Genomic DNA, 25,645 nt, shown 5'->3' on the forward strand with positions numbered 1-25,645 from the left:
ACACGCCGGTCCGTTGGCCGGTCCCGGGAAGGTCAGAGAGGAACTTATGAACAGAGAACCCGTCACCCGCGAACTCTTCAACGATGTCATGGTACCCAACTACGCCCCCGGCGCCATGATTCCCGTGCGAGGCGAGGGGTCACGGGTCTGGGACCAGGACGACCGAGAGTACGTCGACTTCGCCGGCGGCATCGCCGTCAACAGCCTGGGACACGCCCACCCGGGTCTGATCGGCGCCCTGTATGAACAGGCAGAAAAGCTCTGGCATGTCTCCAACGTACTCACCAACGAACCGGCCCTGCGCCTGGCCCGCACCCTGTGCGAACTCACCTTCGCCGAGCGTGTGTTCTTCGCCAACTCCGGCGGGGAAGCCAACGAAGCCGCCTTCAAACTCGCCCGTCGCTATGGCTGGCAGCACCAAGGCCCGGAAAAACACGAAATCATCGCGTTCACCAACTCCTTCCACGGTCGTACCCTGTTCACCGTCAGCGTCGGCGGCCAGCCCAAGTACCTGGAAGGTTTCGAACCGGCCCCCGGCGGCATCCACCACGCCACCTACAACGACCTGAATTCGGTCAAGGAACTGATCTCGAAGGAAAAGACCTGTGCCGTGGTGGTCGAACCCATCCAGGGCGAGGGCGGCGTCATGCCGGCTGAACCGGAATTCCTGGAAGGCCTGCGGAAACTGTGCGATGACCACGATGCCCTGCTGGTGTTCGACGAAGTCCAGAGCGGCGCCGGACGCACCGGCCACCTCTACGCCTACCAGCACTACGGTGTCACCCCCGACATCCTGACCAGCGCCAAGGGCCTGGGCGGCGGCTTCCCGGTGGCGGCCATGCTGACCACCGCGAAAGTGGCAGAAAGCCTGGGCGTCGGCACCCACGGCAGCACCTACGGCGGCAACCCGCTGGCCTGTGCCGTGGCCCAGAAGGTTGTCGACACCATCAGTCAGCCGGACATCCTCAAGGGCGTGAAGGTCCGTTCCGAAAAATTGCGCAAGGGCATGATGGCCATCGGCGAGAAATACGACATCTTCAGCCATGTGCGCGGAGAAGGCCTGTTGCTGGGCTGTGTCCTGACCGACCAGTGGAAGGGTAAGGCCAAGGAATTCCTGGCGGCGGCCCAGGCGGAGGGTCTTATGATCCTGGTCGCCGGCGCCGACGTGGTCCGCCTGGCTCCGTCCCTGATCATTCCGGATCAGGATATCGAGGAAGGGCTTGAGCGCTTTGAGAAAGCGGTGGCTACACTGACCAAGTAGAAGAATCCTGTGGCGAATTGCAGGATGTCGCGGTGGGTGGTCTGGTACTGCTTTCCGGGACCTTCGAAAACAGGGACGTTTTCGAAGAGCCTACAGGGAGGTATTCACGGCGTGTCCCGGAAAGCAGTACCAGATCGCCGACCCAGCACCCAAACCTGAAGTCTTGGAGGGCTTATGCTGATCATCCGGCCACTTCAGCAAACAGATCTGGATGACCTCTACGCCATGGCCGCCTCCGCCGGCAACGGCATGACCACCCTCCCGCCGGAACGCGAACTCCTCCAACGCAAGATCCAGAAAGCCCGGGACACCTTCGAGGGCCGCCGCTCCCCCGACGCCGGCCTCTACCTGTTCGCCCTGGAAGACACCGAACAACAATGCTGCGCCGGCATCAGCGGCATCCAGGCCAGGGTGGGCCTGGACGAAGTGTTCTACAACTACCGCCTCAGCATCACCGTCAGCGACAGCCGCGAACTCGACGTCCACGTCCGCACCCCCACGCTCTACCTCACCAACGACATGACCGACGCCACCGAAATCGGCTCCCTGCTGCTGGCGGACAGCCACCGGGGCGGCGGTAACGGCCTGCTGCTCTCCCGGGCGAGATTCCTGTACCTGGACGAGTTCCGCGAACACTTCTCCGACAAGATCTTCGCCGAAATGCGGGGCGTCTCCGACGACCAGGGCCAGAGCCCCCTCTGGGACGCCCTTGGGCGACGCTTCTTCGACATGGAATTCGTCGAGGCCGACCGCCTCTCCGCCCGGGGCAACAAATCTTTCATCGCCGAACTCATGCCCCGGTTTCCGATATACCTGTCACTGCTGCCGGAAAGCGCCTCCGACGTGATTGGCAAAGTCCACCGCAATACCGAACCAGCCCTGAACATGCTCCAGGCGGAGGGTTTCAACTTCAACGGCCTGGTGGACATCTTCGATGGCGGCCCGGTGGTGGAAGCTTTCCTCCACAACATCCGCACCATCCGCCAGAGCATCCTGCGCCCCGTCAAACGGGTGGACCGGCCGCTGCTGGACAACCTGTCCGCCAGCGACAAGGTCATGATCTCCAACCGCTCCTTCGACGATTTCCGGGTCGGCACGCTTCCCAGGGAGGCCGTACGCGATGACGAAGTACAGGTGCCGGCGCCGATCATGGAGGTGCTTGGCATCAGTGAGGGCGATCAGGTACGTATTGCCTCCTTGAAAGAAACGTTGTTCTGACCAATACCTGTAGGGGTAGAAGGTTTTTTCCCCGCCCTTTCGTCGACCCAGGAGGTGCTTCATGAACCTGACGCTGACCGGTGAACTGTTTATCAATGGTCTGTGGGCCTCGGCCCATGGCGAGGCGCTGGAGTCCCTGCACCCGGTCACCGGGGAAACCGTCTGGCAGGGCTCGGGAGCCGGGATGGACGATGTCCATGCGGCGGTGAATGAAGCCCGCCAGGCATTCGTGGTCTGGTCCCGGATATCCGCCGGTGAGCGTGAGGCGGTGGTTCGCCGTTTCGGCGAATTGCTTGAGGAGCATCGGGAAACGCTGGCTCACCAGATTGGCCGTGAAACCGGCAAGCCGCTGTGGGAGTCACGAACGGAAGTGTCGGCCATGATCGGCAAGATCGATATCTCGATACGGGCCCGGGACGAACGGGCCGGCTTCCGTGAGAGCGATGTGCCTGGAGGCCGGGCGGTCCTGCGGCATAAACCCCATGGCGTGGTGGCAGTATTCGGCCCCTATAACTTCCCCGGTCACCTGCCCAATGGCCATATCGTGCCGGCGTTGCTGGCGGGCAATGCCGTGGTCTTCAAACCCAGTGAACTGGCACCGGGAGTGGCGGAAATGACAGTGCGGCTCTGGCAGCTCGCGGGGTTGCCAGACGGCGTCCTGAACCTGATCCAGGGCGAGGTGGATACCGGCCGGGCCCTGGCGGGGCATGACCAGATTGACGGGCTGTTCTTTACCGGCAGTTCCACGGTTGGTCACCTGCTGCACGAACAGTTCGGCGGGCAGCCCCAGAAGATCCTGGCCCTGGAGATGGGTGGCAACAACCCGTTGATCGTGCAGGACGTGGAGGACACCCGGGCAGCGGTTCACCACACCCTGCAGTCCGCTTTCCTGTCGGCGGGACAGCGGTGTACCTGTGCCCGGCGGCTGCTGGTGCCCTCTGGAAAGGATGGTGATGCGTTCCTGGATGAATTGGTGAAAGCGGCCGGTAAGCTGTCTGTTGGCCAGTTTGACGAAGACCCCCAGCCATTCATGGGGGCAGTGATTTCGCCGGAGGCGGCGGCCCGGTTAATGGATACCTGGCAGAAGCTGGTCTCGGACGGCGGTCAATCCTTGCTGGAAATGTCCCACAAGCAAGGGACAGGGCTCCTGACGCCGGGTATCGTGGACCTAACCAGGGTCGATGCACCGGACCAGGAGCATTTCGGGCCGCTGTTGAGTGTGTATCGCTATGGGGATTTTGATGAGGCCCTGGCGTTGGCCAATGATACGCGGTTCGGGCTGGCCGCCGGCATCCTGTCGGACAGGCGGGAGCTTTATGACCGGCTGCTGGTGGAGGCCCGGGCCGGCATTGTGAACTGGAACAGGCCGTTGACCGGGGCCAGCAGTGCGGCGCCGTTTGGGGGCGTCGGGGATTCCGGTAACCATCGGCCCAGTGCCTACTACGCGGCGGATTATTGTGCCTGGCCTGTGGCTTCCCTGGAGTCGGAGCGGGTGTCTCTGCCCGAATCTTTGGCTCCTGGTATGAAGCTTTGATTCTTAAGAGCCTCCATGGATGGATTTACGGCGTGTCCCGGAAAGCCTTATCGACCTGTGGGGACCGGCACCGGAGCGAAGTACCAGTCCATCTATGAGAGCCTCAAAAGCTTTCTGAAAAGTGAGCCATCTATGGATACCTATAATCCGCGAAACGGCGGCAAATCTAACCCAGGCCCCTGCCGCGAGCTGAACCTGGACGGCCTCGTTGGCCCCACCCACAACTATGCGGGGCTGGCTCGGGGCAACCTGGCCTCCAGTTCCAATGCCAACCAGGTATCCAGCCCGCAGGAGGCGGCGTTGCAAGGGCTGGCGAAGATGAAGGCGCTGGCGGACAAGGGGCTGTTGCAAGGCGTGCTGCCGCCCCAGGAACGCCCCCATATGCCGACGCTGAGGCGACTGGGATTCACAGGGACAGAGGAAAAAATCCTGGCCCGGGTCAGTCAGGAGTCGCCGGAATTGCTGTCGGCGGTCAGTTCCGCCTCGTCCATGTGGACAGCTAACGCGGCCACCGTCTCGCCAGCGGCGGATACAGTGGACCACCGGGTGCATTTCACACCGGCAAACCTGGCGTCGAGTTTCCATCGGTCGCTGGAAGCCAGTGAGACGGGGCGAATCCTGCGGTCGATTTTTACCGACGATGCCTGGTTTGCCCATCATCCGCCATTACCGCCAGTATCCCAGTTTGGCGATGAGGGCGCGGCCAACCATACCCGGTTATGTCCGTCCCACGGCAAGCCCGGGGTCGAACTGTTTGTCTACGGGCAGATGGCCTTCGACAGCCGGGCGGCCATGCCCCAGCGATTCCCGGCCCGGCAGACCCTGGAGGCATCGCGGGCGGTGGCCCGGTTGCATGGCCTGAAGCCGGAGCGGGTGGTGTTCGCCCAGCAGAATCCGGCGGCCATCGATGCCGGCGTGTTCCACAACGACGTCATCGCGGTGGGCAACGAGAACCTGCTGTTCTATCACGAACTGGCGTTCCTGAACGAGGAGCCGCTATTGGCGGAGCTGCGGGAGAAGTTGGGCAACACGCCACTGGAGACTCTGCGGGTGGCGTCGGATCAGGTGCCGCTGGAGGATGCGGTGGCCTCCTACCTGTTCAACAGTCAGTTGCTGTCAGTGGACGGCGGCATGTTGCTGGTGGTGCCCGGGGAATGCCGTGAGGTGCCGTCCGTCAGCCGCTACCTGGATGAGGTGCTGGCGGGGGACAATGCGGTCAGGGCCATCGAGACCTTCGACCTGCGCCAGTCCATGCGCAACGGCGGCGGCCCGGCCTGCCTGCGCCTGAGGGTGGCCCTGGACGACGACGCGGTGTCCGCCATGAACCAGGGTGTACTACTCACGGACGAACTCTACGAACGCCTGGTGGCTTGGGTGCAGGGCCATTATCGGGAGGAATTGCTGCCCGGGGACCTGGCGGATCCGTCGCTGTTGGAGGAAAGTCGCCATGCGCTGGATGAGCTAACGGGGATTCTCGGGCTGGGGTCGATTTATGATTTCCAGCACGAAGTATAGTATCGCTTGCCAGGGGGCTGAGGCTTCTTGGTCACTCTCCGGAACATTGCCGGACCATCAGCCCTACACGATGCCCCACCGGAACCTTCGGATTAGGAAAGATAATGGCCTCCGGTTCGGGGCCGACCCGATACTCGGTGGTATCGTCCTCCCAGATCACGGTGCCCGTTGGGTACTCGGTAAAGTTGGCCACATCGTCGGCAATGTGGAAGCGGAAATGCTCGCCGGTGTTCAGGATTTCATGGACCACCCGAAACACCGCCGGCGACCGTCGATGATCCAGATCCGGTAATGACCGCTGTTCCATCAGTGCCATCAAGGCCTTGTTCAGGGCCGTAAGGCGACCCAGGTCGTTGTGCCCAAAGGGATGCACCTTGCCCAGCTCCAGCGTGAAGCTCTCTGCCCCGAGTGTTTCAGCGCTGAAGGCGGAAAAGGTGGTCGCCGGTTGATGCTGGAGCAGCAGGGTGCCGATATCCGCCGCCGCCAGGAAATCCAGCTCATCGTCCGGCACTTGCCGCCCCTCCACAAATGGATAGAGGGCAAACTTCTCCCGCCGGGACGGGCGGATGGCCGTGTGCAGGTCGTAGTGGCGCAGTGGGCCAGGGTGCCGGTCCCGGAAGGCCTGGCAGGTGGTTTCCAGTTGGGCGGCGCGTCGGGTTTCGCCGCCGTCCGGGTAGCCCTTCCAGGCGCCCCGGAAAAGCCGGTTCAGGTTATGCTCGACGAAGCGCTGCGCCGCCACCATGGCGGGCGGGTTGCCGAGCATGAATAACAGTGGGATACGGGGTCGGACGACGCCGTTGGTGATGTTATCCACCAGCCGGTTCAGCAACTCGATGGGGGCGGTTTCGTTACCATGGACGCCGGCGGACAGCAGCAGGGCAGGCGCGCCATTGAGCGGCTGACTTGGCTCGAACTGAAGCAGCCCGGTACCCGGCCGTATAAGCCTGCCACCGGGCAGGGTGGTGCTCGCTTCGGCGCAGGACTGATCAGCCGTGGCGAGGGTATGGGCCAGCCAGTCAGGCTGGCCGTCAAACAGTACCCCCCGGTCCATGGGTCAGCCCCCCGCCGGTCTCTGGTGCTTCAGCAAGTGGTTCTCCAGCTTGCGAAAGGCAAACACCAGCAGGAAGGTCAGGGCCATGTAGATCAGCGCCACCGCAATAAAGGCATCGAAGGGAGCATAAAAGCGGGAGTAGATGTTCCGCGCCGCGCCGGTCAGGTCAACAATGGTGACCACGCTGGCGATGGCACTGGCGTGGAGCATGAAGATCACTTCGTTGGAATAGGCCTGCACCGCGCGACGGGCCGCGCTGGGCAGGACGATACGGCGCAGCCGCAGGAACCATGACATGCCATAGGCTTTGGCCGCCTCGATTTCACCCTGGGGCGTGGCGGCGATGGCGCCACGGAAGATTTCCGTGGTGTAGGCCGCCGTGTTCAGGGTGAACGCCAGCAGTGCCGGGTAGAAGGGTTCCCGGAATATGTTCCACCAGAAGGTGTCCTGGATGCCGGGAATCTGTGCCAGGCCATAGTAGATGATGTAGAGCTGGATCAGCAGCGGCGTGCCCCGGAACAGATAGGTGTAGATCCATACCGGGCCGGATATCCACCAGCGGGGGCTGTTACGGAGGATGGCCAGGGGGATGGCCACGGCCAGGCCGATGACCAGGGACAGGAACACGAGCTGGACTGTACTCACCAGGCCCTGCCAGTATTCCAGCAGAGTCATGGCAGTGAAGATCTCGTTCTGGTCAAGCCAGGCGGTGATGAACTCCGGCATGTCAGCCCTCCCCCTGGGCAACGCCGACGTTGGCCCGCCGGTTGAGCCACTTGATGAACAGTTCGGAAACCGCTGTCAGGGCCAGGTAGACCGCCGCCACCGGAATAAAGAACAGGAACGGCGAACGCTCGGCCTTGGCGGCCTCTTCCGCCACCCGCACCATATCGGTGAGCCCGATGATGGACACCAGGGCGGTGGTTTTGAGCAGTACCTGCCAGTTATTGCCGATACCCGGGAGGGCGTGGCGCATCATCTGCGGCACCATTATCCGGCGGAAGGTGTGCCATTGGGTGAAACCGTAGGCCCGGGCGGCTTCTATCTGCCCCGTTTCCACCGCCAGGAAGGCTCCGCGGAAGGTCTCCGCCATGTAGGCCCCGAAGATCAGGCCGATGGTCAGGGTGCCGGAGATAAAAGGGTCGAACTGGAAGAACCAGTCAATGTCGTACTGCTTGTAGAGCCAGTCGGAGAGGTTGTTGACCATGACCTGACCGCCGTAATAGAGCAGCAGCATCATGACCAGGTCGGGGACCCCACGGACAATGGTGGTATAGACGGTAGCGATGGTCCTGGCGACGCGGCTGGCGGACAGTTTGGCAGCAGCCCCGGTCAGCCCCAGGAACAGGGCCAGGAGCAGGGACAACAGGGCCAGCTCTACAGTGACAACGGCGCCCTCGGCGAGTTGGGGGCCGTAGCCTTTCAGATCAATCATGCAGGGAATCCAGGTATCGGAGGCCGGTCAGGTATCTGTGGCATGCTCGACAACAGATACCCGGCCCCGGCCGCCGCAGATGGCTTACATCTTGATATCGTAGTTGAAGTACTTCTCCATGATGGCGTCGTAAGTGCCATCGTTCTTCAGCGTTTCCAGGGCAGCATTGATCTTCTCGGCCAGTTCCCGGTCACGCTTGCGCATGGCAACGCCAACGCCTTCGCCCAGTTTGACCGGCTCACCCACTTCCTTGAAGCCGTCCTTGCTGAGGACGGTTTGCTCGCCCACCGGGTAGTCCACGAAGACCACGTCCAGGCGCTGGCCTTCCAGGTCCAGGACCATGTCATCGGCGGTGGTGTAACGCTTGATGGTCACCACGCCACCCAGGTTTTCAGTGACGTAGGTGTCCATGGTGGTGCCCCGCTGAACGCCCACGGTCTTGCCTTCCATCGCGGATTCGTCGGTCACGTCGGTGTTGAAGTCTTCACGGGCAAACCAGCCACCCGGGGTGTTGTAGTAAGGCTCGGAGAACAGCACCCGTTCGGCCCGTTCGGGAGTGATGGACATGGAGGACATGATGGCGTCGAACTTGCGCGCCAGCAGCCCCGGGATCATGCCGTCCCACGCCTGGATGACGAACTCACAGTTGGCGTTCATCTCTTCACACATGGCTTCCGCCAGTTCCACCTCAAAGCCGGTCAGGTTGCCGTCGTCATCGCGGTACTCGAAGGGCTCGTAGGGCACATCGAAAGCGATGCGAATGGTTTCCCCGTCCTGGGCCAGTGTTGTGCCGGCCATCATGGCCAGGGCGCATCCCGCTGCAACAATCAGTTTTTTCATTTGAGTTTCTCCAGTGTGTTGCGATTTCTGGGGGTTGTCGGATGACGATTCTCAGGATCAGAACCGGGGCGCAAGGAATTGCTGTATGCGCTCCGAATCCGGGTTGTCGAAGACTTTGTCAGGGGTTCCCTGTTCTTCGATCACACCCTGATGCAAAAACAGGACCTGGGACGACACGTCCCGGGCGAAGGCCATCTCGTGGGTGACCACGATCATGGTGCGGCCTTCGTCAGCCAGGCCCTGCATGACTTTCAGTACCTCACCCACCAGTTCAGGATCGAGGGCGGATGTCGGTTCGTCAAACAGCATCACCTCCGGCTCCATGGCCAGGGCGCGGGCAATGGCCGCCCGCTGCTGCTGCCCGCCGGACATCTGGGCAGGGTAATAGTCCTTGCGCTCATAGATCCCGACCTTTTCAAGATAGGCCTCGGCGCGCTCGATTGCCTCCTTTTTAGGCACTTTGAGCACATGGACCGGCGCTTCAATCACGTTTTCCAGCACCGTCATGTGGGACCAGAGGTTGAACCCCTGGAAGACCATGGAAAGCCGTGCACGGATCTGCTCAACCTGCCTGTTGTCCGCCGGTATCCGCTCACCCTTGCGGTTCGTTTTGAAGCGGATTGGGTCTCCGTGCACGATAATGTCGCCGGAGGTCGGTGTTTCCAACAGGTTGATACAGCGCAGGAAGGTACTCTTGCCGGAGCCCGAACTGCCGATCATGGAGACCACGTCGCCCTTGCGGGTTTCCAGGGACACGCCCTTGAGAACCTCGTTCTGGTCAAAGGTTTTGTGGATATCCCTGCAGATCAGGGGGGCGTTGTCCGCCATGGCCTTACTCCGGCTGTTGATGACAATGCTGTGATGCCTGAAAAATACACGAATTGGCCGGCATCATGAACCGATATGTTTCAGAAGGCGCACTTTTTACGGATTGCGGCACACAAAATCAATAGTCCCCGGGCGATTGGATCCACCAAAGTCTGGTGGTACTCGGTGGTCGGCTTTCCTATGATGGAAACACATAATGTAGAGAGTTATAACAGGCCTCAAAATGTCAGCGGTAAAACAACAAGATAGGCTGGCCGGCAGCGATAGTCCCCTCGATGGCCGGACCGAGTTCCCGCCGGTGGACCGTCACGCCCTGGCGGAAAAGTTCCGGCGATTCCTGAAGCCGGATTCGGTGATCACCGACGACGAGACCATTCGCCCCTACGAATGCGACGGTCTTTCCATGTACTGTGAAATGCCGCAAATGGTGTTGTTGCCGGAGACGGTGGAGCAGGTGCAGCAGATCATGCGCCTGTGCCACGCCGAGGAAGTGCCGGTGGTGGCTCGTGGCGCCGGCACCGGACTTAGCGCCGGGGCCATGCCCCATGCCGGCGGTGTGGTGCTGTCGCTGGCGAAATTCGACCGCATCCTGTCGATTGACCCGGTCGCCCGGTCCGCCAGGCTGCAGCCGGGTGTCCGCAACCTGGCCATCAGCGAGGCCGCCGCAAAACATGGCCTCTACTACGGCCCCGATCCTTCCTCCCAGATTGCCTGCACCATCGGGGGTAATGTGGCGGAGAATTCCGGCGGTGTGCACTGCCTGAAATATGGCCTGACCGTCCACAACCTGCTGAGTGTTGAGGTGGTTACCGCCGAGGGGGATCGGGTGACTATCGGCAGCGACGGCTACGACAGTTGCGGTATGGACCTGCTCGCCCTGGTGACCGGGTCGGAAGGGCTGCTGGGCATTGTCACGGAGGTGCAGGTGAAACTCCTGCCCAAGCCGGAAGTGGCCCAGGTGGTCATGGCGGGGTTCGATTCCATCCAGCAGGCCGGCGACGCGGTAGCGGGCATCATCGGCCGGGGCATTATTCCCGGCGGCCTGGAAATGATGGACGGCTTCGCGATCCAGGCGGCGGAGGATTTCGCCCAGGCCGGTTACCCCACGGACGCACAGGCACTGTTGCTGTGTGAGGTGGACGGCACCCGCGAGGAAGTCCAGGATCATATCCACCAGGCGGAGGACCTGTTCCGGGAGCTGGGCGCCACCTCCGTCCGCACCTCCGGCAGTGAAGCCGAACGGGCGCTGCTCTGGAAGGGGCGCAAATCCGCCTTCCCGGCGGTGGGCAGGATCTCCCCGGACTACTACTGCATGGATGGCACCATTCCCCGCAGCCAACTGGCCCACGTGCTCACCCAGATGCAGAAACTGTCCGAGCAGTACGGTCTGCGGGTGGCCAACGTCTTCCATGCCGGCGATGGCAACCTGCACCCCCTGATCCTGTTCGATGCCAATGTACCCGGCGAGTTCGAGCGCACCGAGGCCTTCGGGGGCGATATCCTCAACCTCTGCGTGGAGGTGGGTGGCAGCATTACCGGAGAGCATGGCGTGGGCATGGAGAAAATCCGCCAGATGCCCAACCAGTTCGGCAACCTGGAGGTCAGCCAGTTCCATGCCATCAAGCAGGCCTTCGACACCCGGGGCATCCTCAACCCGGGCAAGGGCGTGCCCACCCTGCGGCAGTGCCAGGAATACCGGGCCATTGGCCCGTTACAGACGCCTGCTGCGACGGGTGAAGGAAGTGCAGACCATGGGTGATATCAGTACACAGTTGCAGGAACAGGTGCGCCAGGCGGTTGCCAGCCGGACGCCGCTGGCTATCACCGGCGGTGGCAGCAAGCCTTTCCTGGGGCGCGGCCTGCACGGTGAGCCCCTGAACATTGGCGACCACACCGGTATTGTCAGCTACGAACCCGTGGAACTGGTGCTGACGGTGCGGGCCGGTACCCGTATCACCGACATTGAAACCGCGTTGGCGGAACACGGTCAGCGTCTTGCGTTCGAGCCACCCCGGTTTGGCGACGCGGACACCATTGGCGGCGTGCTGGCGGCCAACCTGTCCGGCCCTGGCCGTCCGTGGCAGGGATCGGTTCGTGACCATGTACTGGGGCTGCGGTTGATCAATGGTCGTGGTGAGCACCTCAGGTTCGGGGGGCAGGTGATGAAGAATGTGGCCGGTTATGACGCGTCCCGGCTTCAGGCCGGCGCCCTGGGCACGCTGGGGGTGATCACCGAAGTGTCACTGAAAGTGTTGCCAAAGCCGGCTGTGGAGCAGACGCTGGTGCAGGAAATGGAAGCACCGCAAGCCATCGCCCTGATGAACCGGCTTGCCGGCCAGGCCAAGCCTCTGTCCGCCGCCTGCTGGTTCGAGGGCAGTCTGTATCTCCGGCTATCCGGATCACAACCCGCTGTTGAGGCGACCGCTGAAGCCTGGCGGGCAGACAGCGTGGGGCAGATGGAAAGTCTGGAAAATGGCGATGAGTTCTGGCGCCAGCTTCGCGACCAGCGGTTGTCCTTCTTTGACGGTGATCGTCCCCTGTGGCGATTCTCGGTGAATCCGACCGCCGTTATGGAGGATATCGACACAGATGCCCTGATCGACTGGGGCGGGGCACAGCGCTGGGGCCGCCAGGACGAGACCTTGTCCGCCATGGCCGAACGGGCTGGTCGTGCGGGTGGGCAGGCATCGCTGTTCCGCCACGGCGACCGCACGGGTGAAGTGATGCATCCACAACCCGCGCCCTTGCGAGCAATTCAGCAGCGACTGAAAGCTGCTTTCGATCCCCATGGGATTTTCAATCCCGGACATCTGTACAGCTGGGTTTAGTATGCAGACCAACCTCGTTCAGGAATTCGCCAACAAGCCGGAAGGCCAGGAAGCCGAGGACATCCTCCGTAGCTGCGTCCATTGTGGCTTCTGCACCGCCACCTGTCCCACCTATCAGGAACTGGGGGACGAGCGGGACGGCCCCCGGGGCCGGATCTACCTGATGAAGATGTTCCTGGAAGGGCAGGAAACCACGGAACGGACCCGCGAGCACCTGGACCGGTGCCTGAGCTGCCGGTCCTGCGAGACCACCTGCCCGTCGGGCGTGCAATATGGCCGCCTGCTGGATATCAGCCGGGGGTTTATGGAGGAACGCCTGGAGCGGCCACGGCATGAGAAATGGCTACGCTGGGGGCTGACCCGGGTGCTCCCCAGCCGCCGGTTGTTCGGCAGCCTGCTGCGACTGGGGCAAATCGCCCGTCCGCTGGTGCCGGAACCCTTGCGCAGCAAGATTCCGCCGAAGAAAACCGCGCATGCCTGGCCTGTAGGCACCCATGATCGCAAGGTGCTGGCTCTGGCCGGTTGTGTCCAGCCCTCGGCAACGCCCAACACCAATGCAGCGGCTGCCCGAGTACTGGACCGTCTGGGCATTACCCTGATGGAGGCGCCGCAGGCGGGCTGCTGCGGTGCGGTGAACTATCACCTGGGTGACCATGAAGACGGCCTCGATCACATGCGGCGCAATATCGATGCCTGGTGGCCCGCCATCGAGAACGGTGCGGAGGCGATCGTTATGACCGCGTCCGGTTGTGGTGCCATGGTCCAGGATTACGGGCACCTGCTGAAGGGTGATCCGGCCTACGCCGACAGGGCGCGCAGGGTCAGCGAGCTGACCATGGACCTGGGGGCCTTTCTGCTGCAACAGGACCTTGGCCCCCTGCAGCGCTCCGGTGCCAGGGGCAAGGTGGCATTCCATTGTCCCTGTACCCTGCAACATGCCATGAAACAGGGGGGCGTTGTGGAGGAGGTGCTGGAGAAGGCCGGTGTGGAACTTGCGACCACCACGGACAGGCATCTCTGTTGCGGTTCCGCTGGCACCTATTCCGTGTTGCAGCCGGAACTGAGCCAGCGCCTGCTCATCAATAAGCTGCAGGCGCTGACGGTGGAGCAGCCCGATGAGATTGTGACGGCCAATGTGGGCTGCCAACTCCATCTGGAAACCCGGTCAACGGTGCCAGTACGCCACTGGATCGAGTTGCTTGATCGGGGGCCATCGATAAACCAGTGACATTTCGGCAATGTCTGCATGGGCCACAGGCTCTGTGCTACCTTGAGAGAGCTAGACCTGAATATCCATTGGTCCAACCAAGGAGGCTACTATGGAAGCCCAATCCCAGGATGCGAAGAAGCAGAACGCCGAGTACGAACAGGTCAAGGCTGACCTGAAGGCGCTCAGGGAGGATTTTGCCAAGCTCAGCCGTAGCGTTGCCGATGGTCAGAAAGACAGTTTTAACAGTTTCCGCGAAGAGTTGCGTCGGGAAGGACAGGAGGCGTTGAACTCAGCCCGTGGAGCCGGTGAGAAGGCGATTCACGACGTTGAGGAGCGTATCACCCAGCGCCCGTTCCTTACTGTACTGATCCTGTTCCTGGCAGGCCTTGTGGTCGGCAAGTTGCTAGACCGGTAACCATGCTGTCAAAACAGGAAATGGAAGGGCTGGCACGTAAGGCGGTCGCCGCCCTGGTCGGGGTGTTGTTAACCGTTGCCCTGTTGTCCGCCCTGCTGATTGCCGGGCTGGTGCTGCTGCTGTGGGCTACCACGGCGGGGCTCAGCCCGCTAGTCGGTCAGGCGGGGGCGTTGGCCATTTCCGGTGGGCTCTGTTTCCTGTTGCTGGGGCTGTTTTTCTGGCGCCTGCTCAGTGCCCGGGCGACCTCGGGCAGCGGTGGCGAGCCGGGCCTTTCCCTTCGTGATCGGCTGGAAAACACCATCCGCGAAAACCCCCTGGAAGCCGCTCTGGGCGCCTTTGCCCTCGGTATTTTCGGTCAGGCGGATGCCCGCTTCCGGGCCATGGTGCTGCAGAGCGGCATGGCGTTTATGAGGCAGGCCAGGGCGGACAGCCGCTCAGGCAGTCAGGAAGATAATGCCGCCAACGATGAAGCAGGCGAGGGCGAATCCGTGGGCGGCGAGCCCTAGTGTCCCTTAACATAAGTTCGCAGCGTTTCAGCGTGCCATACAAAGCCCCTGGCGAGGCGCGGCTCGCCGGGAATGGTGCGTCCCTTGGCAATAGAGCCACTATTCCCGGCGGAACGCGCCTTGTAGTACTGTCTGACACAGCCCCTGAAATGCTGCGAACTTATGTTAAGGGACACCAGGGTGTCAGCCGGACAGCAGGCCGGCATAGGCGCAATAGAGGAATGCTCCGGACCCCGTAAGGATCATCAGCCAGGCCGGGATAACCATATCGCTACGCTTGACAGTCTTCATGGACTTATCTCTTTTTTTGTTGTTGATATTTATCAATAGACCAGCATAGATCAAAAATCCCGTAACGGGCAGGTAATCCATCCCCGCCGTGGGTGCATGTGTTTATAATGTGAACAGTGTCGCCCGTTTCCCGAGGTGTGGATAATAGGATGGTTGTCGCTGGATGCGACTTTCCCAACCGACCAATAAGGATGTTGCATGAAGCCAGGATGGCTCCCGATGCTGTGTATCACAGTGTCTCCCCTCTCAGTCTATTCCCACGACGCCTGCGCTGACGGTATCCATACCTGGACCGATGAACACGGGGTAACTCATTTCTCGGACCAGGCCCCGGCCCACGGCCAGAGCCGGCAGCTGGAACTGGACCAGCCGGTCCTGGTGCCCATGAAGGAGAATCTGGACGCGGCCTCCGCCATTGATGAGACGGTCGCCACTTCCCCCTCCAGCAGGCGGGGTGAATTCGACGGGGGGCGGGAGGCCGCTGACCGGCAGCGCCGACAGTGTGAGCAGTACCGGCAGGAACTGGATAATATCCAGAGCCGGCTACGGGCCGGTTATGGCAATGCCGAGGGGAACCGGCTCCGGGCCAGGCGCCGGGTGCTCAGTGGTCGCCTGGGGCGTGAGTGCATCCTTGGGTAATGGTGGATCAGGGTTGCTCTGAAGTCCCCGTGGTCTGGATGCCAGGATAGAAGGTGGACCGGTGGGGATTGCCGTCGTCGGGAAACAGTATCCTGTCCACGAAATTGAGACTCTTCGACATTATCTCTTTTGTCCCGATACGCGGGTCCTGGTGGCGGGCATTGATCAATAGATCCAGGGTGGCCGTGGACCGGCCGGTTGCGGCATTGACCCGAATCGCCATACGGGCGGACTGTTCAAAGGGTGCCCAGCGGTCGTTGGTGCCGTGGAGCAGCAGGATGGGCGGGAAATTCTCATGCACCCGGGCCACCGGGCTGGCCTCCAGGGCCAGTTCGCTCTGGTAGGCGGGATACCCCATTAGCCGGTCCGCCGCTGTACGACCCTGTTCCCCCATGGTGGTGATATCGGATACGCCGGACCAGGAAACAACGCCCTGCACCTCCGGGGAGGCATCACCATAACCCATGTCCGGGTCCTGGGCGGCGGAATCCCCGTTGGTGGCGGCCAGCATCTGGGCCAGGTGTCCGCCGGCGCCGCTGCCCATAACAACAATGCGCTCGGCATCCAGTTGGTACTGGTCGGCGTTGGCGCGGAGGAAACGAATGGCGGCCTTGGCATCGTGGAGCTGGGCGGGCCACTGGGCCTTATCCGCCAGGCGGTAACCCACATCCACTACGGCATAGCCCTGGTAGATGGCCCAGTAGGCGGGAGCGTTGGCGGCGGACTGTCTGCTTCCGGTCGCCCAGTCGCCACCGTGGAAATGCACGATAAACCGGTAGGGCGGCTCGCCTTCAAACGGGTAGGTGATGTTGAGCCGCTGACGAGGGCTGTCCCCGCCGATGGCGTAGGGTACGTCCTGCTCGACTTTCCAGAACTGCTCCAGGTCGATGAGTCCCTCATCCCGGGCTGGTGATGGGGGCTGAGCGCCGTTGGTCTGCCGGTTGGCCATGCGGTTCAGCGCCTGGCGGAAATCGGCCAGCAGTTCCGGCGAGGCCTCACCGGATACGGTCACGTCCACCGGCGGTATCCCCCTGGCAAAGACGGGGCTGGTGGACCCGGCGATCACCAGGAGGGCAATGAGTATCGTCCTGAACGTCAAGTGTGGCTCCTGTCTGATAGGGTCTGACGGATGGCTGGCGCACGGAGGGAATCCGTGCCGGGGCAAGGATAATCATTCTTCTAGCCGGCGTCACCCCGGTTGTCGCTCAGGCGCGCCGGAAGCTTGCCAGGGCAACAGCGGCCACCACGAACAGGCCGCCAAACACTTGGTTCATGCGTTTCTGGCGCCGGGGTGTGGTCATGAAGCGGAACAGCTGGCTGGCAAGCAGGGCATAGCCAAGCATCACCATGCAATCCACGATGATCAGCGTAATGCCCATGGTGGCAAGTTGTGGCGCATGGGGGGCTTCCGCCACCAGGAACTGGGGAAACAGGGCGATCAGGAACACCGTGGCCTTGGGGTTGGTCAGGTTTACGACCGTCGCCCGCCAGAAACGGCGACCATCGCTGACCTCCGCCTGTCCGTCGGAAGAATGCGCCACCGCCGGTTCGCGCCATTTCTGTATGCCCAGCCAGACCAGATAGGCCACCCCAAGCCACTTGATGACCGACAGGGCGATGTTGGATGAGGCAATCACGGCCCCCAGCCCGGCACCCACCAGCAGTATCTGGGCGCCATAGCCCAGTTGCAGGCCCAGGATCGCGGGCATGGACCGGCGTACACCGTACTGCAGCCCGTTGCTCATGGTGTTGACGGCCCCGGCGCCGGGGGACACGGATATGAGGATGGCGGCCACCACAAAGGTCAGCCAGACAGAGAGTGACATTGCTTATGCTCACCTGAAATTCCGGATGCTATAATCCGCCGCGTAACTCACACGCCAGCAAGGAGATTGTCATGGCTAAACGACGGGCAAGGCCCACCAATCATAGCGCGGTCCAGCGTGACCTGAGAACACCCAAGTTCCAGATGCGGGTGGTAGAGGACAAGACCAAGTACAAGCGCAGTCGCGACAACAGGGTCAGGTCAGAGGACTTCCGCAAGGCTGCCTGAGGCGTCCTTACGAAAGTCCTCTGGCCGGTCAGATACTGTGCTGTTCCTTCATCCGGGCATCCCGGTTCAACTGCTCCAGTTCCCGGTTCAACGCCTGGGACCAGCGCTGGAGTTCTTCCTTGAGGCGCGCGAAGGACTGGTCGGAGAGCTCTGATAGCTGCTCCTGAATGCGGGCCAACTCCTTGCTGACCTCGGCAATGGTCTCGGGTTCGCCGCCGTCCAGGGCATCCTGCTGGCGCTCCAATCCTTCCTGGGCCTGTTCGATGGTCTCGCGTTCCTCCTCGCTCGCGGAGGGGGCTTGCTCCAGGGCCTCGTCCAGCGAACGGGACAGTTCCTCCATCCGTTTTTCCAGACTGTCACCGTACTGTTCGAACAGGGCGGACATTTCTTCCTGCGTATCCTCTGAGAAGGCCGAAAAGTCATCGATCAGACGGTCCAGCTCCTGGTTTGCCCGGTCCGACTCATCCGCCAGGCGTGAGCGCAGGCTGTCCCCGAAATCGCGGACGCTCCCCATCAGGCTGCCGATACGGACATCCGTGCTGATTTCGTCGCCGGTACGATGATAGTCCACCTGCCACTGGTCGTTGATGCGGACCAGGTAGGTGGTGGTTTCCAGCTCGCCTCCCTTCATGTCGGGCAGGTCGCTGAACACGGTGTCAATCTGCGCTTCCTGGCCTTCCACGGTGACCCGTCCCCAGCTCACCTCGGCACCGTCCCAGTCCAGGGAATAGCCGTCGAAGCCGGACTCGTCCACCAGCGTCGATAGTTCTGCGGCGGTTTCGGCATCACCGTCCAGCACCGCGGACCAGAACTCACGGGTGACTTCCTGGGGTGTTTCGGGGCTGCCACAGCCTGTCAGGGCCAGGATGTGGGCCAGGAAGGGTAAGGCCAGGTATTTATGCACTGTCATGTAGGGTCCAGAATGATGTCGATGATTTAAACGATGGCAAATCGTAACGCCATCATCCCGCTTTTTGAACTACCCGGGGTATCAGAGATTGGGACGTTCGGGCGGGGAAATCGTTGAACCGCCGGGATTCAGGCATCAATAATCCAGGGGAAAGGACCGAAGCCTGGCTCTTGGTGTCGTCGAAATGGGTATAAATTGCCGTCCATTTATTTAACTCCTACCAATGTTGTCGCTGATAACCTGTTGATATCTGGTTGTAGGCCCAGTCTTTGCTTGTGCATAGCCGATCATCAGGACAACAAATGAAAAGGATGCACCATGTTTCGCAGGTTCTTTTGGGCAATTGCCTTTATTACACCCTCCCTGGCCAATGCAGGCCTGTTGCATTACGACCTGAACTTCGAGTCATACGATCCCGAGCACTCCGTGAGCGGTAACGGTTTCATCCTTGCCGACACCGACCTGAATGCCGTTGTCGGGGGGCAACTGGTTTGTGATGAGTTTGTCTTTTCCTGGTCTGATGGCTCCCCGCAGGCACTGACCCAGGTCGGTGAATACTACAATGCCAACGTGGTGAGCGGTGGCCTCGTTAATGGCACGGACGAAATGACCGGTGAAGCCGGAACCCTGGAACTGATGTTCCTGCTCTGGCCGCCGGTGCAAGGGGACGGCTTTGCCGACAAGCTGGATGCCCACTTCCCGGAGGACATCTGGTCAACCCTCCATGTGCCTTCCGAGAGCCGTGGCGACGGCCACTGGTTGAATGCTCCGGTGACAACGCACTTTACCCTGGATGCTCCCGTCAATGTGCTACAAAGCCTGGCGGAAGTCGCAGATGTGCCAGCGCCGTCTTCCCTCCCGCTGTTTGCCCTGGGCGGACTGCTCCTGGCGTGGCGCCGCTATCGCGGCTGAGATCGTTTTTTCCCATGGCCGTCGATACCGATTCCAGACCGGGAGTCGGTGTTGGCGGGACCGGGACACGGACGTTCACAACTGCCATAATGTCGGCTGGTTTTCAGGCAGATAGCAACTTCCATGACTGATCTATCCGACCCAAAGACGGCCCGTGAGCTCAAGGGCGGTACCGGTATCCGCCGAATCATCAATGCCGCCGGATACTCCATGAACGGTTTCCGCACGGCTTTTCGTACCGAACCGGCCTTCCGCCAACTGGCACTACTGAACGTTATCCTGTTGCCCATCGCCCTCTGGGTGGATGTGTCACCGGCGGAACGGGCCATCCTGCTGGTGACCCCATTACTCTCTCTGACCATTGAACTGATCAACTCGTCCATTGAACACGTGGTGGACCGGATTTCCCTGGAGCTGCACCCACTGTCCAAGTCGGCCAAGGATATGGGCAGCGCCGCGCAGTTTATGGGGTTGGTCATCATCGCCGTCTGTTGGGCCGCCATCCTCATCTGATGCCATGCGCCTGATCCTCAGCCGGAAGGGATTCGACAGTTCATCGGGTGGATGCCCCAACCCGGTCTTTCCGGACGGTTCCGCCCTGGCGTTACCGATCCCGGACAGCCAATCGCCGATCCGTTATGGGAGAGTCACCCACCAGGGCCAGGGCGTCGGTCCTCTGGTCACTCACTTGACCTCCGGCAAGGTAAAGGCAAACCACGGAGCCCACCTGGACCCCGACGTGATAGCGGATTCCTATCCCAGGGAAGACGGCTGGCGGCCCATCCTGGGGCAGCATGGCCAGGCCCAGTCTCACCTGATGAGACAGGGCGTGTGTGCCGGCGATCTGTTCCTGTTCTTTGCCCTGTTCCGTGAGGTGGAGCGCCACCGTCGGCAGTGGCGGTTCGTGCCGGGCACCAGGCCATTCCATGCCCTGTGGGGCTGGCTCCAGGCGGGAGAGGTGTTGCCGCTGGACGGTAACCACAAGGTGCCGGCCTGGGCGGCCTACCATCCCCATCTGTCGGGCCAACGGGGTGTGCACAATACCCTGTACCTGTCGGCGGAAGGCCTGGATCTTCCCGGGGTTGGTGATGGGGTGTCAGGAGCCGGCATATTCGGTCGCCTAAAGAAAAGCCACCGCCTGACGGCACCGGATGCCCGGGGAGTAACCGACTGGCTTCTGCCGGAAGACTTCTTCCCAACCGGAGGCCGGGAACCCCTCAGTTACCACCACAACCGGGACCGCTGGCAACGGGCAGGGGAAGGCAAATGCCGACTAAAAAGCGCGGCCAGGGGGCAGGAGTTTGTGCTGGACCTTGAGGCATACCCAGGTGTGACAAGCTGGTTGGCTGGGTTGTTTAACGCTGATGGATGAGGGCACAGGATAACTGGCCCGGAAACCACAAGGTCCTTGAAAACTTAGTGACGTGGACGCGCCGAGAGCATCAGTATACGTTCGCAATGATGCGGGCTCGTAGCTCACCTCCTGAATTCCGGTGCTAAGTGCCCGGCAGGGATCGGGGCCCTGAACGGCAAAGTAGCGCTAAGCCCATGATAACCAGAAGAGCCGGCATTGACGGTTCCGATACGTCGACAGGGGGAGTGTCACCGAAGTAGACATTGTCCATGTGGAGATTACTCCGACGATTCATACGCCCCTCAACTTTCACCCATTGGATGTCTTTTGCCGTCAGAGAGATGGTGGTGGGGGACAGAGGGTACTGCCAGTCATCGTTTGGTTTGTCGATGGGAGGCGGGTTGTCCGGATCTGGTGGGTTAGGGTTTTCGGGTTTTGCGTGGACTTCGGCAATAAGTTCATCGTCGCTGTTGTAGGCCCAGGCAAAAACACCCCCAAGATTACGAGTCCACGCATCAAAACTGACATAATCTGGTCTTGCATCATCGGAAAAAATAAACCGGACGGTCGGGCCTGCCCAGTTCACGACTGCGTTGGATGAAGCCGTAGGGGTGAACGGGAACGCGTCGATGGGTTCATAGACCATCAATCCCTCAAAGCGCACGCCAAGATCCAGATATTGGTCGTCCACACAGTTAGAGCCTGCAAACCAATCGGCGCACCGTTGGCTGGGATCAACCTGGGTAGGGAGATCATTGAAGTCGATCAGTACACTGTTTGCCTCAAGAGATATAATCGAAAACAGTATGACTCGGAGCGGTAATAGGAGGGCGGTGCGTGTATTCATTTTTCATCACCTGAATTGAGTGTATGAAAAAAGAAATACTGCAGAAATTTCTTTTCGAAGAACTCTCAGCGTAGACCGGCTCACCTGCATAGGCAAAGTTTCCACCCCACCGGAGTGCGTAGAAGCTCTTCAAACAAAAAGCCCCTCGGATTTCTCCGAAGGGCTTTGGAATTCTAATGGTGCCCGGAGGCGGAATCGAACCACCGACACGGGGATTTTCAATCCCCTGCTCTACCGACTGAGCTATCCGGGCTTTGCTGCACTCACCGTGCAACGGGGCGCTATTAAACCGGTTTAGGATGGTTGAGTCAAGGCCGTCGGTCAAAAAATTCCAGGGCGCTTTTCCTGTGGCTAAACCTTGATCAGCAAGCGTTATTTTTCCGGTGGCACGTAGCCTTCGGCCTTGTCGAAGGGCTCGTTGTTGAAGAAGCGGTCCATCTGCGCCTGCAGGTACTTGCGGGTGTTCGGGTCCATCAGGCTCAGGTGCTTCTCGTTGATGAGCATGGTCTGCTGGGCCTGCCATTCCTCCCAGGCCTGTTTGGAGATGTTCTCGTAGATGTCCTGGCCCTTGGCGCCGGGCATGGGCGGAAACTGGAGGCCTTCCATTTCTTTCTGGTACTTGCGGCAGAATACGGTGCGGCTCATGAGGGCTCCTGTGATTGCCTTGGTTAAGGTGCCTGAATGTCTGATCCGGGGGATGATAACAGATCAGAGCAAGGTGGCCTGTTCCGGTGTAGTGAGCAGGCTGCGGATAGGGGCGGGCAGCCCGAGTTCGAGCGCTTCTTCCCGGTGGATCCAGCGATGGTCGGCCATATCCCGGACCTGACTGGATGGCGATACCTGTAACCTGGCCGGCTGGATGTGCAGGTGGTAATGGCTGAAGGTGTGGCGGAAGCCGCTGATCAGGTCCGGCGCGCTGCAGTCGAGCCCGAACTGGCGCTCGCAGGCGTCCTGTAGTTCGTCGGGGCCGTAGGCCGGGTCCAGTTCCGGCAGGCTCCAGAGGCCGCCCCAGATGCCGCTGGGCGGGCGGCGTTCCAGCAGGATGCGACCGCTATGGTCTTCCAGGATAACCATCCAGGTGGTCTTCTCCGGTTTCTCCTTTTTGGGTTTGCGGCCCGGGTAAAGGTGGATCTCGCCATTGGCGTAGGCCATACAGCCTTCACTCACCGGACAATGCTCGCAATCCGGTCGGCTACGGGTACAGACCAGGGCGCCCAGGTCCATGATGGCCTGGGTATAGTCTCGTGGCCGGGTGTCCGGTGTATGGTCTTCGGCGTGCTGCCACAGGGTGTTCAGTGTAGCGGTCTGTCCGGGCCAGCCGGGAGTGGCGTGGTAGCGGGCCAGCACCCGTTTGACGTTACCGTCGAGAATCACCGCCCGCTGGTTCCAGGCCTGGGCGATAATTGCGGCGGCGGTGGAGCGGCCAATGCCGGGCAGGGCTTCCAGGGCCTCCTGGTCCCGGGGGAACTCGCCACCATGGTCCTCCACCACCTGGATGGCCGCCTTCTGCAGGTTGCGGGCGCGGGCGTAGTAGCCCAGGCCGGACCAGTGCCCGAGCACGTCATCCACCGGCGCCTGCGCCAGGTCCCGTACCGTTGGGAAGCGTTCCATAAAGGCCTGGAAGTAGGGGATGACGGTGGTCACCTGGGTCTGCTGGAGCATGATCTCCGAGACCCAGACCCGGTAAGCGTTACGATCCTGGTGCCAGGGCAGGGCGTGCCTGCCATGCTGGTCGTACCAGCGCAGCAGGCGGTCGGCGAAATGATCACTCATCGATTGAACAGACCCTCCAGGGCGTCCTTGACCTTGCCGCCGGTTTCCTCACCGAGCTTTTCGTTGATCCTCTCGCTGATCTCGTCCTCTGCCTTGGACCGGGCGGCATTGGCGGCCATGTCCTTCAGGGTATCCCGGAAGCGTGAGCCGTCGAAGGAGCACATGCCGGCCGGGTCCTCCTGGAAGTTGCCACGGCACTCTACCGGAATGACCACGTTCTCCACGTACTCGGTGACCCGGCAGGCCTCATCACGGTGGATTTCGCCCACGATGCGAAGACCGGCCTCATAGTCGATCTCCGATGCGGCCATGTCCACCTCGCCGTTACCTTCCAGTCGCATGCCGGCCAGGGCCGCCACCAGGCTGGTGTTGTTCAGGATGTTGCCATTGATGTCCAGCTCACCGCGCATGTCGTTGAATGGGGTGGTTTTGCCCCAGTCCGTGGTGGTGAGTTGTTCCTGGTTTGCCAGTGCGATGCCGGTGCAGGCCATGCGTGTCAGGTTCATGCGGGTGAACTGGCCCTCGGCGAGGTTGAATGTCACTTTGCCATCGGCGTTCTGACGCAGGGCGGAAATCCGGTTGCCGTTGGTGTTCGCATTGATGTTGATGTTGGCGGCACCGGCCAGCATGTCCATTTCCGCCAGATCCTGCAGCAGCGGCTGGGTTTTTACGCCGGTCACGTCAGCGCGCAGGGTCCAGTTGGGGTTATCGGTGCGGGCATCAATGCCGATGTTGGACTGGAAGCCGCCTTCGTAGAGTTTGCCGCTGAAGTTGCTCAGCCCAAGCTGTCCTCCCGAGGCATCAATCGCGGTCTGGATATCGGTGATGGTCAGGTTGCTGATGATCAGTTCACCAAGGCCCAGGTCAATGTCCAGCTCCAGTCCGCGAATCGTGTCCAGGGGCAGCAGGTCGCTTTCGCTGCCGCCGGATGCAGGCGCGGAGCCGCCAGTCGTGGCCTGGTTGCCATCACCGCCTTCCGCCGGTGGTGGCAGGTAGCGGTCGGCGTTGAGGGCGTCGCCGTCCAGTTGGAACGCCAGGGCGCCGGATTCGATGTTGTAGCGGGCACCGCCGGTAAATGTGGTGTCATCCAGGATCATCTTCAGTTCCGACAGCTCTGCGACGCCGGCCGGACCGCTGAGTTTGGTGCTGAATGCCAGCCGGTTCAACACATCCGGATCGGTGGTTTCAATGTCCCCCGCACCCAGGGTGTTGAGCAGTTCCCGCAGGGAGAATTCCGCCACCGCCAGATCACCGGTGACCTTAGGCGTCGCGCCAAACCCTTCCACATCCAGGTTGGTGGTGAGTTCCAGGTTAGCCAGGGTCGCCCGGAAGTCCTCAAGGCTGGCGGTCTCATTCTCCAGGTTGGCACCGGCGTTGCCGGTGATGCGGGCTTGCAGTGTGCGGTCGCCGAACGGCTCGCCGGACAGGCCGAATTTTGCATCCAGGCCGCTGACGGAAAACTGGTCCAGGGCCTCATTGGCGGTGATGCGCATGGTTATGTCGCCGTTGACGCCCATATCCGGCTGGGTGGTGTTCACCAGGAAGCCGACTTCCAGTGGGAACTCGGACCCCAGGGCGATCTGACTGGCGAGTACACGGAAATCCTGCAGCACGATGGTCTGGCCTGTGCCCAGGTCCTCATATTGCACGCTGGCATTGGTAATCTGGACTTCCTCCACCGCGAAGGTCAGTGGGTCCCCGGAGCCTTCGGTGTCGGCGGTGGCTTCCGGTGCTGTCTGCTCCGTTTCATCGGTTGCGGTCGCTTCGCCCTCCGGCATGATCCGGGTCCAGTTGCCGTTCCCGTTCTCGTCCACCACCAGTCGTGCATCCAGGCCATCCAGCACAAACCTCTGCACCTGCGGAGACATGGAGATCAGTGACCAGAGGTCCAGTTCAGCAACAAGCTGCTGCAGGGCCATGAAACGCTCACCTTCCAGGGAAGCCTCCACTTCGTTTACCTCCAGCCCCAACGGGAACAGGGACCAGTCGATATCGCCGGACAGGTCCAGGTCCAGGTTGGTCCTGTTCTCCACCAGCCGTTCAATCTGCGGCTTGTAGGTGTTCGGATCGATAACGAACATGGCCACCGCAATGGCGATAACAGCCAGCACGATCAGACCGACTATGGCCAGAACAATGTAGCGTACAGCTTTCATGGTGGGAGGATCCTTTCTGGGTGACTTCCAATGGGTTGAGGGCCGTGCGACCGGCTCTCCTTTCAAGCC

26 protein-coding genes and 1 tRNA gene are annotated in these 25,645 nt (G+C 61.4%); 14 read left to right on the plus strand and 13 right to left on the minus strand.

The features are described 5' to 3' along the window. Positions 1-46 precede the first annotated feature (46 nt). The 4 genes from ACJO2E_RS10295 to astB all read left to right on the plus strand — a co-directional run bounded on the left by ACJO2E_RS10295 (position 47) and on the right by astB (position 5,528). Positions 47-1,261, plus strand: coding sequence for an aspartate aminotransferase family protein (locus tag ACJO2E_RS10295; protein ID WP_406963783.1), 1,215 nt, complete (start codon positions 47-49; stop codon positions 1,259-1,261). A 174-nt stretch (positions 1,262-1,435) separates the two neighbouring features. Then, positions 1,436-2,479 carry an arginine N-succinyltransferase gene (gene astA / locus ACJO2E_RS10300; protein WP_406963784.1) on the plus strand — a complete coding sequence of 348 codons (1,044 nt, stop codon included), beginning with the start codon at positions 1,436-1,438 and terminating at the stop codon, positions 2,477-2,479. A 61-nt stretch (positions 2,480-2,540) separates the two neighbouring features. Further along, a complete protein-coding gene (astD, locus tag ACJO2E_RS10305; RefSeq protein WP_406963785.1) occupies positions 2,541-4,013 on the plus strand; it encodes a succinylglutamate-semialdehyde dehydrogenase in 1,473 nt (490 codons plus the stop codon). Between the two features lie 132 nt (positions 4,014-4,145). After that, positions 4,146-5,528: an N-succinylarginine dihydrolase gene (astB, locus tag ACJO2E_RS10310; RefSeq protein WP_406963786.1), complete on the plus strand. Its 1,383-nt coding sequence runs from the start codon at positions 4,146-4,148 to the stop codon at positions 5,526-5,528. Between the two features lie 31 nt (positions 5,529-5,559). Here astB and astE read toward each other — a convergent pair whose 3' ends face one another. The 5 genes from astE to ACJO2E_RS10335 all read right to left on the minus strand — a co-directional run bounded on the left by astE (position 5,560) and on the right by ACJO2E_RS10335 (position 9,682). Beyond that, entirely contained in the window at positions 5,560-6,579 is a 1,020-nt protein-coding gene (astE, locus tag ACJO2E_RS10315; protein ID WP_406963787.1) for a succinylglutamate desuccinylase, read from the minus strand. 3 nt (positions 6,580-6,582) lie between these two features. Next, entirely contained in the window at positions 6,583-7,305 is a 723-nt protein-coding gene (locus tag ACJO2E_RS10320; RefSeq protein ID WP_406963788.1) for an ABC transporter permease, read from the minus strand. Position 7,306: 1 nt separating this feature from the next. Next, positions 7,307-8,014 (minus strand): ABC transporter permease, encoded by a 708-nt coding sequence (locus ACJO2E_RS10325; RefSeq protein WP_406963789.1) that lies wholly within the window; start codon positions 8,012-8,014, stop codon positions 7,307-7,309. Between the two features lie 84 nt (positions 8,015-8,098). Then, the gene (locus ACJO2E_RS10330; RefSeq protein WP_406963790.1) at positions 8,099-8,854 is read right to left on the minus strand and encodes a transporter substrate-binding domain-containing protein; all 756 of its coding nucleotides are present in this window, start codon (positions 8,852-8,854) and stop codon (positions 8,099-8,101) included. A 57-nt stretch (positions 8,855-8,911) separates the two neighbouring features. Beyond that, positions 8,912-9,682, minus strand: coding sequence for an ABC transporter ATP-binding protein (locus tag ACJO2E_RS10335; RefSeq protein WP_406963791.1), 771 nt, complete (start codon positions 9,680-9,682; stop codon positions 8,912-8,914). A 223-nt stretch (positions 9,683-9,905) separates the two neighbouring features. Between ACJO2E_RS10335 and ACJO2E_RS10340 the strand changes: the two genes are divergently transcribed. From ACJO2E_RS10340 to ACJO2E_RS10365, 6 genes are all read left to right on the plus strand, one after another. Further along, positions 9,906-11,441: an FAD-linked oxidase C-terminal domain-containing protein gene (locus ACJO2E_RS10340; protein WP_406963792.1), complete on the plus strand. Its 1,536-nt coding sequence runs from the start codon at positions 9,906-9,908 to the stop codon at positions 11,439-11,441. Beyond that, a complete protein-coding gene (gene glcE / locus ACJO2E_RS10345; RefSeq protein ID WP_406964132.1) occupies positions 11,434-12,510 on the plus strand; it encodes a glycolate oxidase subunit GlcE in 1,077 nt (358 codons plus the stop codon). Before ACJO2E_RS10340 ends, glcE begins: the two co-directional genes overlap by 8 nt. Before the next feature lies 1 nt (position 12,511). Continuing rightward, positions 12,512-13,738, plus strand: coding sequence for a glycolate oxidase subunit GlcF (gene glcF, locus ACJO2E_RS10350; RefSeq protein ID WP_406963793.1), 1,227 nt, complete (start codon positions 12,512-12,514; stop codon positions 13,736-13,738). 91 nt (positions 13,739-13,829) lie between these two features. After that, entirely contained in the window at positions 13,830-14,135 is a 306-nt protein-coding gene (locus ACJO2E_RS10355; RefSeq protein ID WP_406963794.1) for an ElaB/YgaM/YqjD family protein, read from the plus strand. Positions 14,136-14,137: 2 nt separating this feature from the next. Continuing rightward, on the plus strand, positions 14,138-14,641 hold the full coding sequence (locus tag ACJO2E_RS10360; protein WP_406963795.1) for a hypothetical protein: 504 nt from the start codon (positions 14,138-14,140) through the stop codon (positions 14,639-14,641). 510 nt (positions 14,642-15,151) lie between these two features. After that, positions 15,152-15,571: a DUF4124 domain-containing protein gene (locus tag ACJO2E_RS10365; RefSeq protein ID WP_406963796.1), complete on the plus strand. Its 420-nt coding sequence runs from the start codon at positions 15,152-15,154 to the stop codon at positions 15,569-15,571. Positions 15,572-15,578: 7 nt separating this feature from the next. On the opposite strand, the gene ACJO2E_RS10370 is transcribed toward ACJO2E_RS10365, so the two are convergent. Then, entirely contained in the window at positions 15,579-16,670 is a 1,092-nt protein-coding gene (locus tag ACJO2E_RS10370; protein WP_406963797.1) for an alpha/beta hydrolase fold domain-containing protein, read from the minus strand. Positions 16,671-16,776: 106 nt separating this feature from the next. Beyond that, complete coding sequence (rhtB, locus tag ACJO2E_RS10375; protein WP_406963798.1) at positions 16,777-17,397, minus strand: homoserine/homoserine lactone efflux protein; 621 nt, start codon at positions 17,395-17,397, stop codon at positions 16,777-16,779. Positions 17,398-17,468: 71 nt separating this feature from the next. On the opposite strand from rhtB, the gene ACJO2E_RS10380 reads away from it, so the two are divergent. After that, positions 17,469-17,624: a hypothetical protein gene (locus ACJO2E_RS10380; protein ID WP_328190315.1), complete on the plus strand. Its 156-nt coding sequence runs from the start codon at positions 17,469-17,471 to the stop codon at positions 17,622-17,624. 28 nt (positions 17,625-17,652) lie between these two features. Here ACJO2E_RS10380 and ACJO2E_RS10385 read toward each other — a convergent pair whose 3' ends face one another. Then, positions 17,653-18,534: a hypothetical protein gene (locus tag ACJO2E_RS10385; protein WP_406963799.1), complete on the minus strand. Its 882-nt coding sequence runs from the start codon at positions 18,532-18,534 to the stop codon at positions 17,653-17,655. Positions 18,535-18,852: 318 nt separating this feature from the next. Between ACJO2E_RS10385 and ACJO2E_RS10390 the strand changes: the two genes are divergently transcribed. The 3 genes from ACJO2E_RS10390 to ACJO2E_RS10400 all read left to right on the plus strand — a co-directional run bounded on the left by ACJO2E_RS10390 (position 18,853) and on the right by ACJO2E_RS10400 (position 20,818). Beyond that, positions 18,853-19,446: a PEP-CTERM sorting domain-containing protein gene (locus tag ACJO2E_RS10390; protein ID WP_406963800.1), complete on the plus strand. Its 594-nt coding sequence runs from the start codon at positions 18,853-18,855 to the stop codon at positions 19,444-19,446. 123 nt (positions 19,447-19,569) lie between these two features. Continuing rightward, positions 19,570-19,959, plus strand: a complete 390-nt coding sequence (locus tag ACJO2E_RS10395; protein ID WP_406963801.1) for a diacylglycerol kinase — start codon at positions 19,570-19,572, stop codon at positions 19,957-19,959. Between the two features lie 4 nt (positions 19,960-19,963). Next, positions 19,964-20,818: an Nmad3 family putative nucleotide modification protein gene (locus tag ACJO2E_RS10400; RefSeq protein ID WP_406963802.1), complete on the plus strand. Its 855-nt coding sequence runs from the start codon at positions 19,964-19,966 to the stop codon at positions 20,816-20,818. Between the two features lie 124 nt (positions 20,819-20,942). On the opposite strand, the gene ACJO2E_RS10405 is transcribed toward ACJO2E_RS10400, so the two are convergent. From ACJO2E_RS10405 to ACJO2E_RS10425, 5 genes are all read right to left on the minus strand, one after another. Then, positions 20,943-21,647, minus strand: coding sequence for a hypothetical protein (locus ACJO2E_RS10405; protein WP_406963803.1), 705 nt, complete (start codon positions 21,645-21,647; stop codon positions 20,943-20,945). 177 nt (positions 21,648-21,824) lie between these two features. Next, positions 21,825-21,900 (minus strand) — tRNA-Phe (locus tag ACJO2E_RS10410). Positions 21,901-22,019: 119 nt separating this feature from the next. After that, on the minus strand, positions 22,020-22,292 hold the full coding sequence (locus ACJO2E_RS10415) for an oxidative damage protection protein (RefSeq protein WP_406963804.1): 273 nt from the start codon (positions 22,290-22,292) through the stop codon (positions 22,020-22,022). Positions 22,293-22,355: 63 nt separating this feature from the next. Continuing rightward, positions 22,356-23,420 carry an A/G-specific adenine glycosylase gene (gene mutY, locus ACJO2E_RS10420; protein WP_406963805.1) on the minus strand — a complete coding sequence of 355 codons (1,065 nt, stop codon included), beginning with the start codon at positions 23,418-23,420 and terminating at the stop codon, positions 22,356-22,358. Beyond that, a complete protein-coding gene (locus ACJO2E_RS10425) occupies positions 23,417-25,576 on the minus strand; it encodes an AsmA family protein (protein WP_406963806.1) in 2,160 nt (719 codons plus the stop codon). The genes mutY and ACJO2E_RS10425 overlap by 4 nt, the downstream gene beginning before the upstream one ends. Positions 25,577-25,645 lie beyond the last annotated feature (69 nt).

The organism is Marinobacter shunpengi (assembly GCF_045449695.1).
Taxonomy (GTDB): Bacteria; Pseudomonadota; Gammaproteobacteria; order Pseudomonadales; family Oleiphilaceae; genus Marinobacter.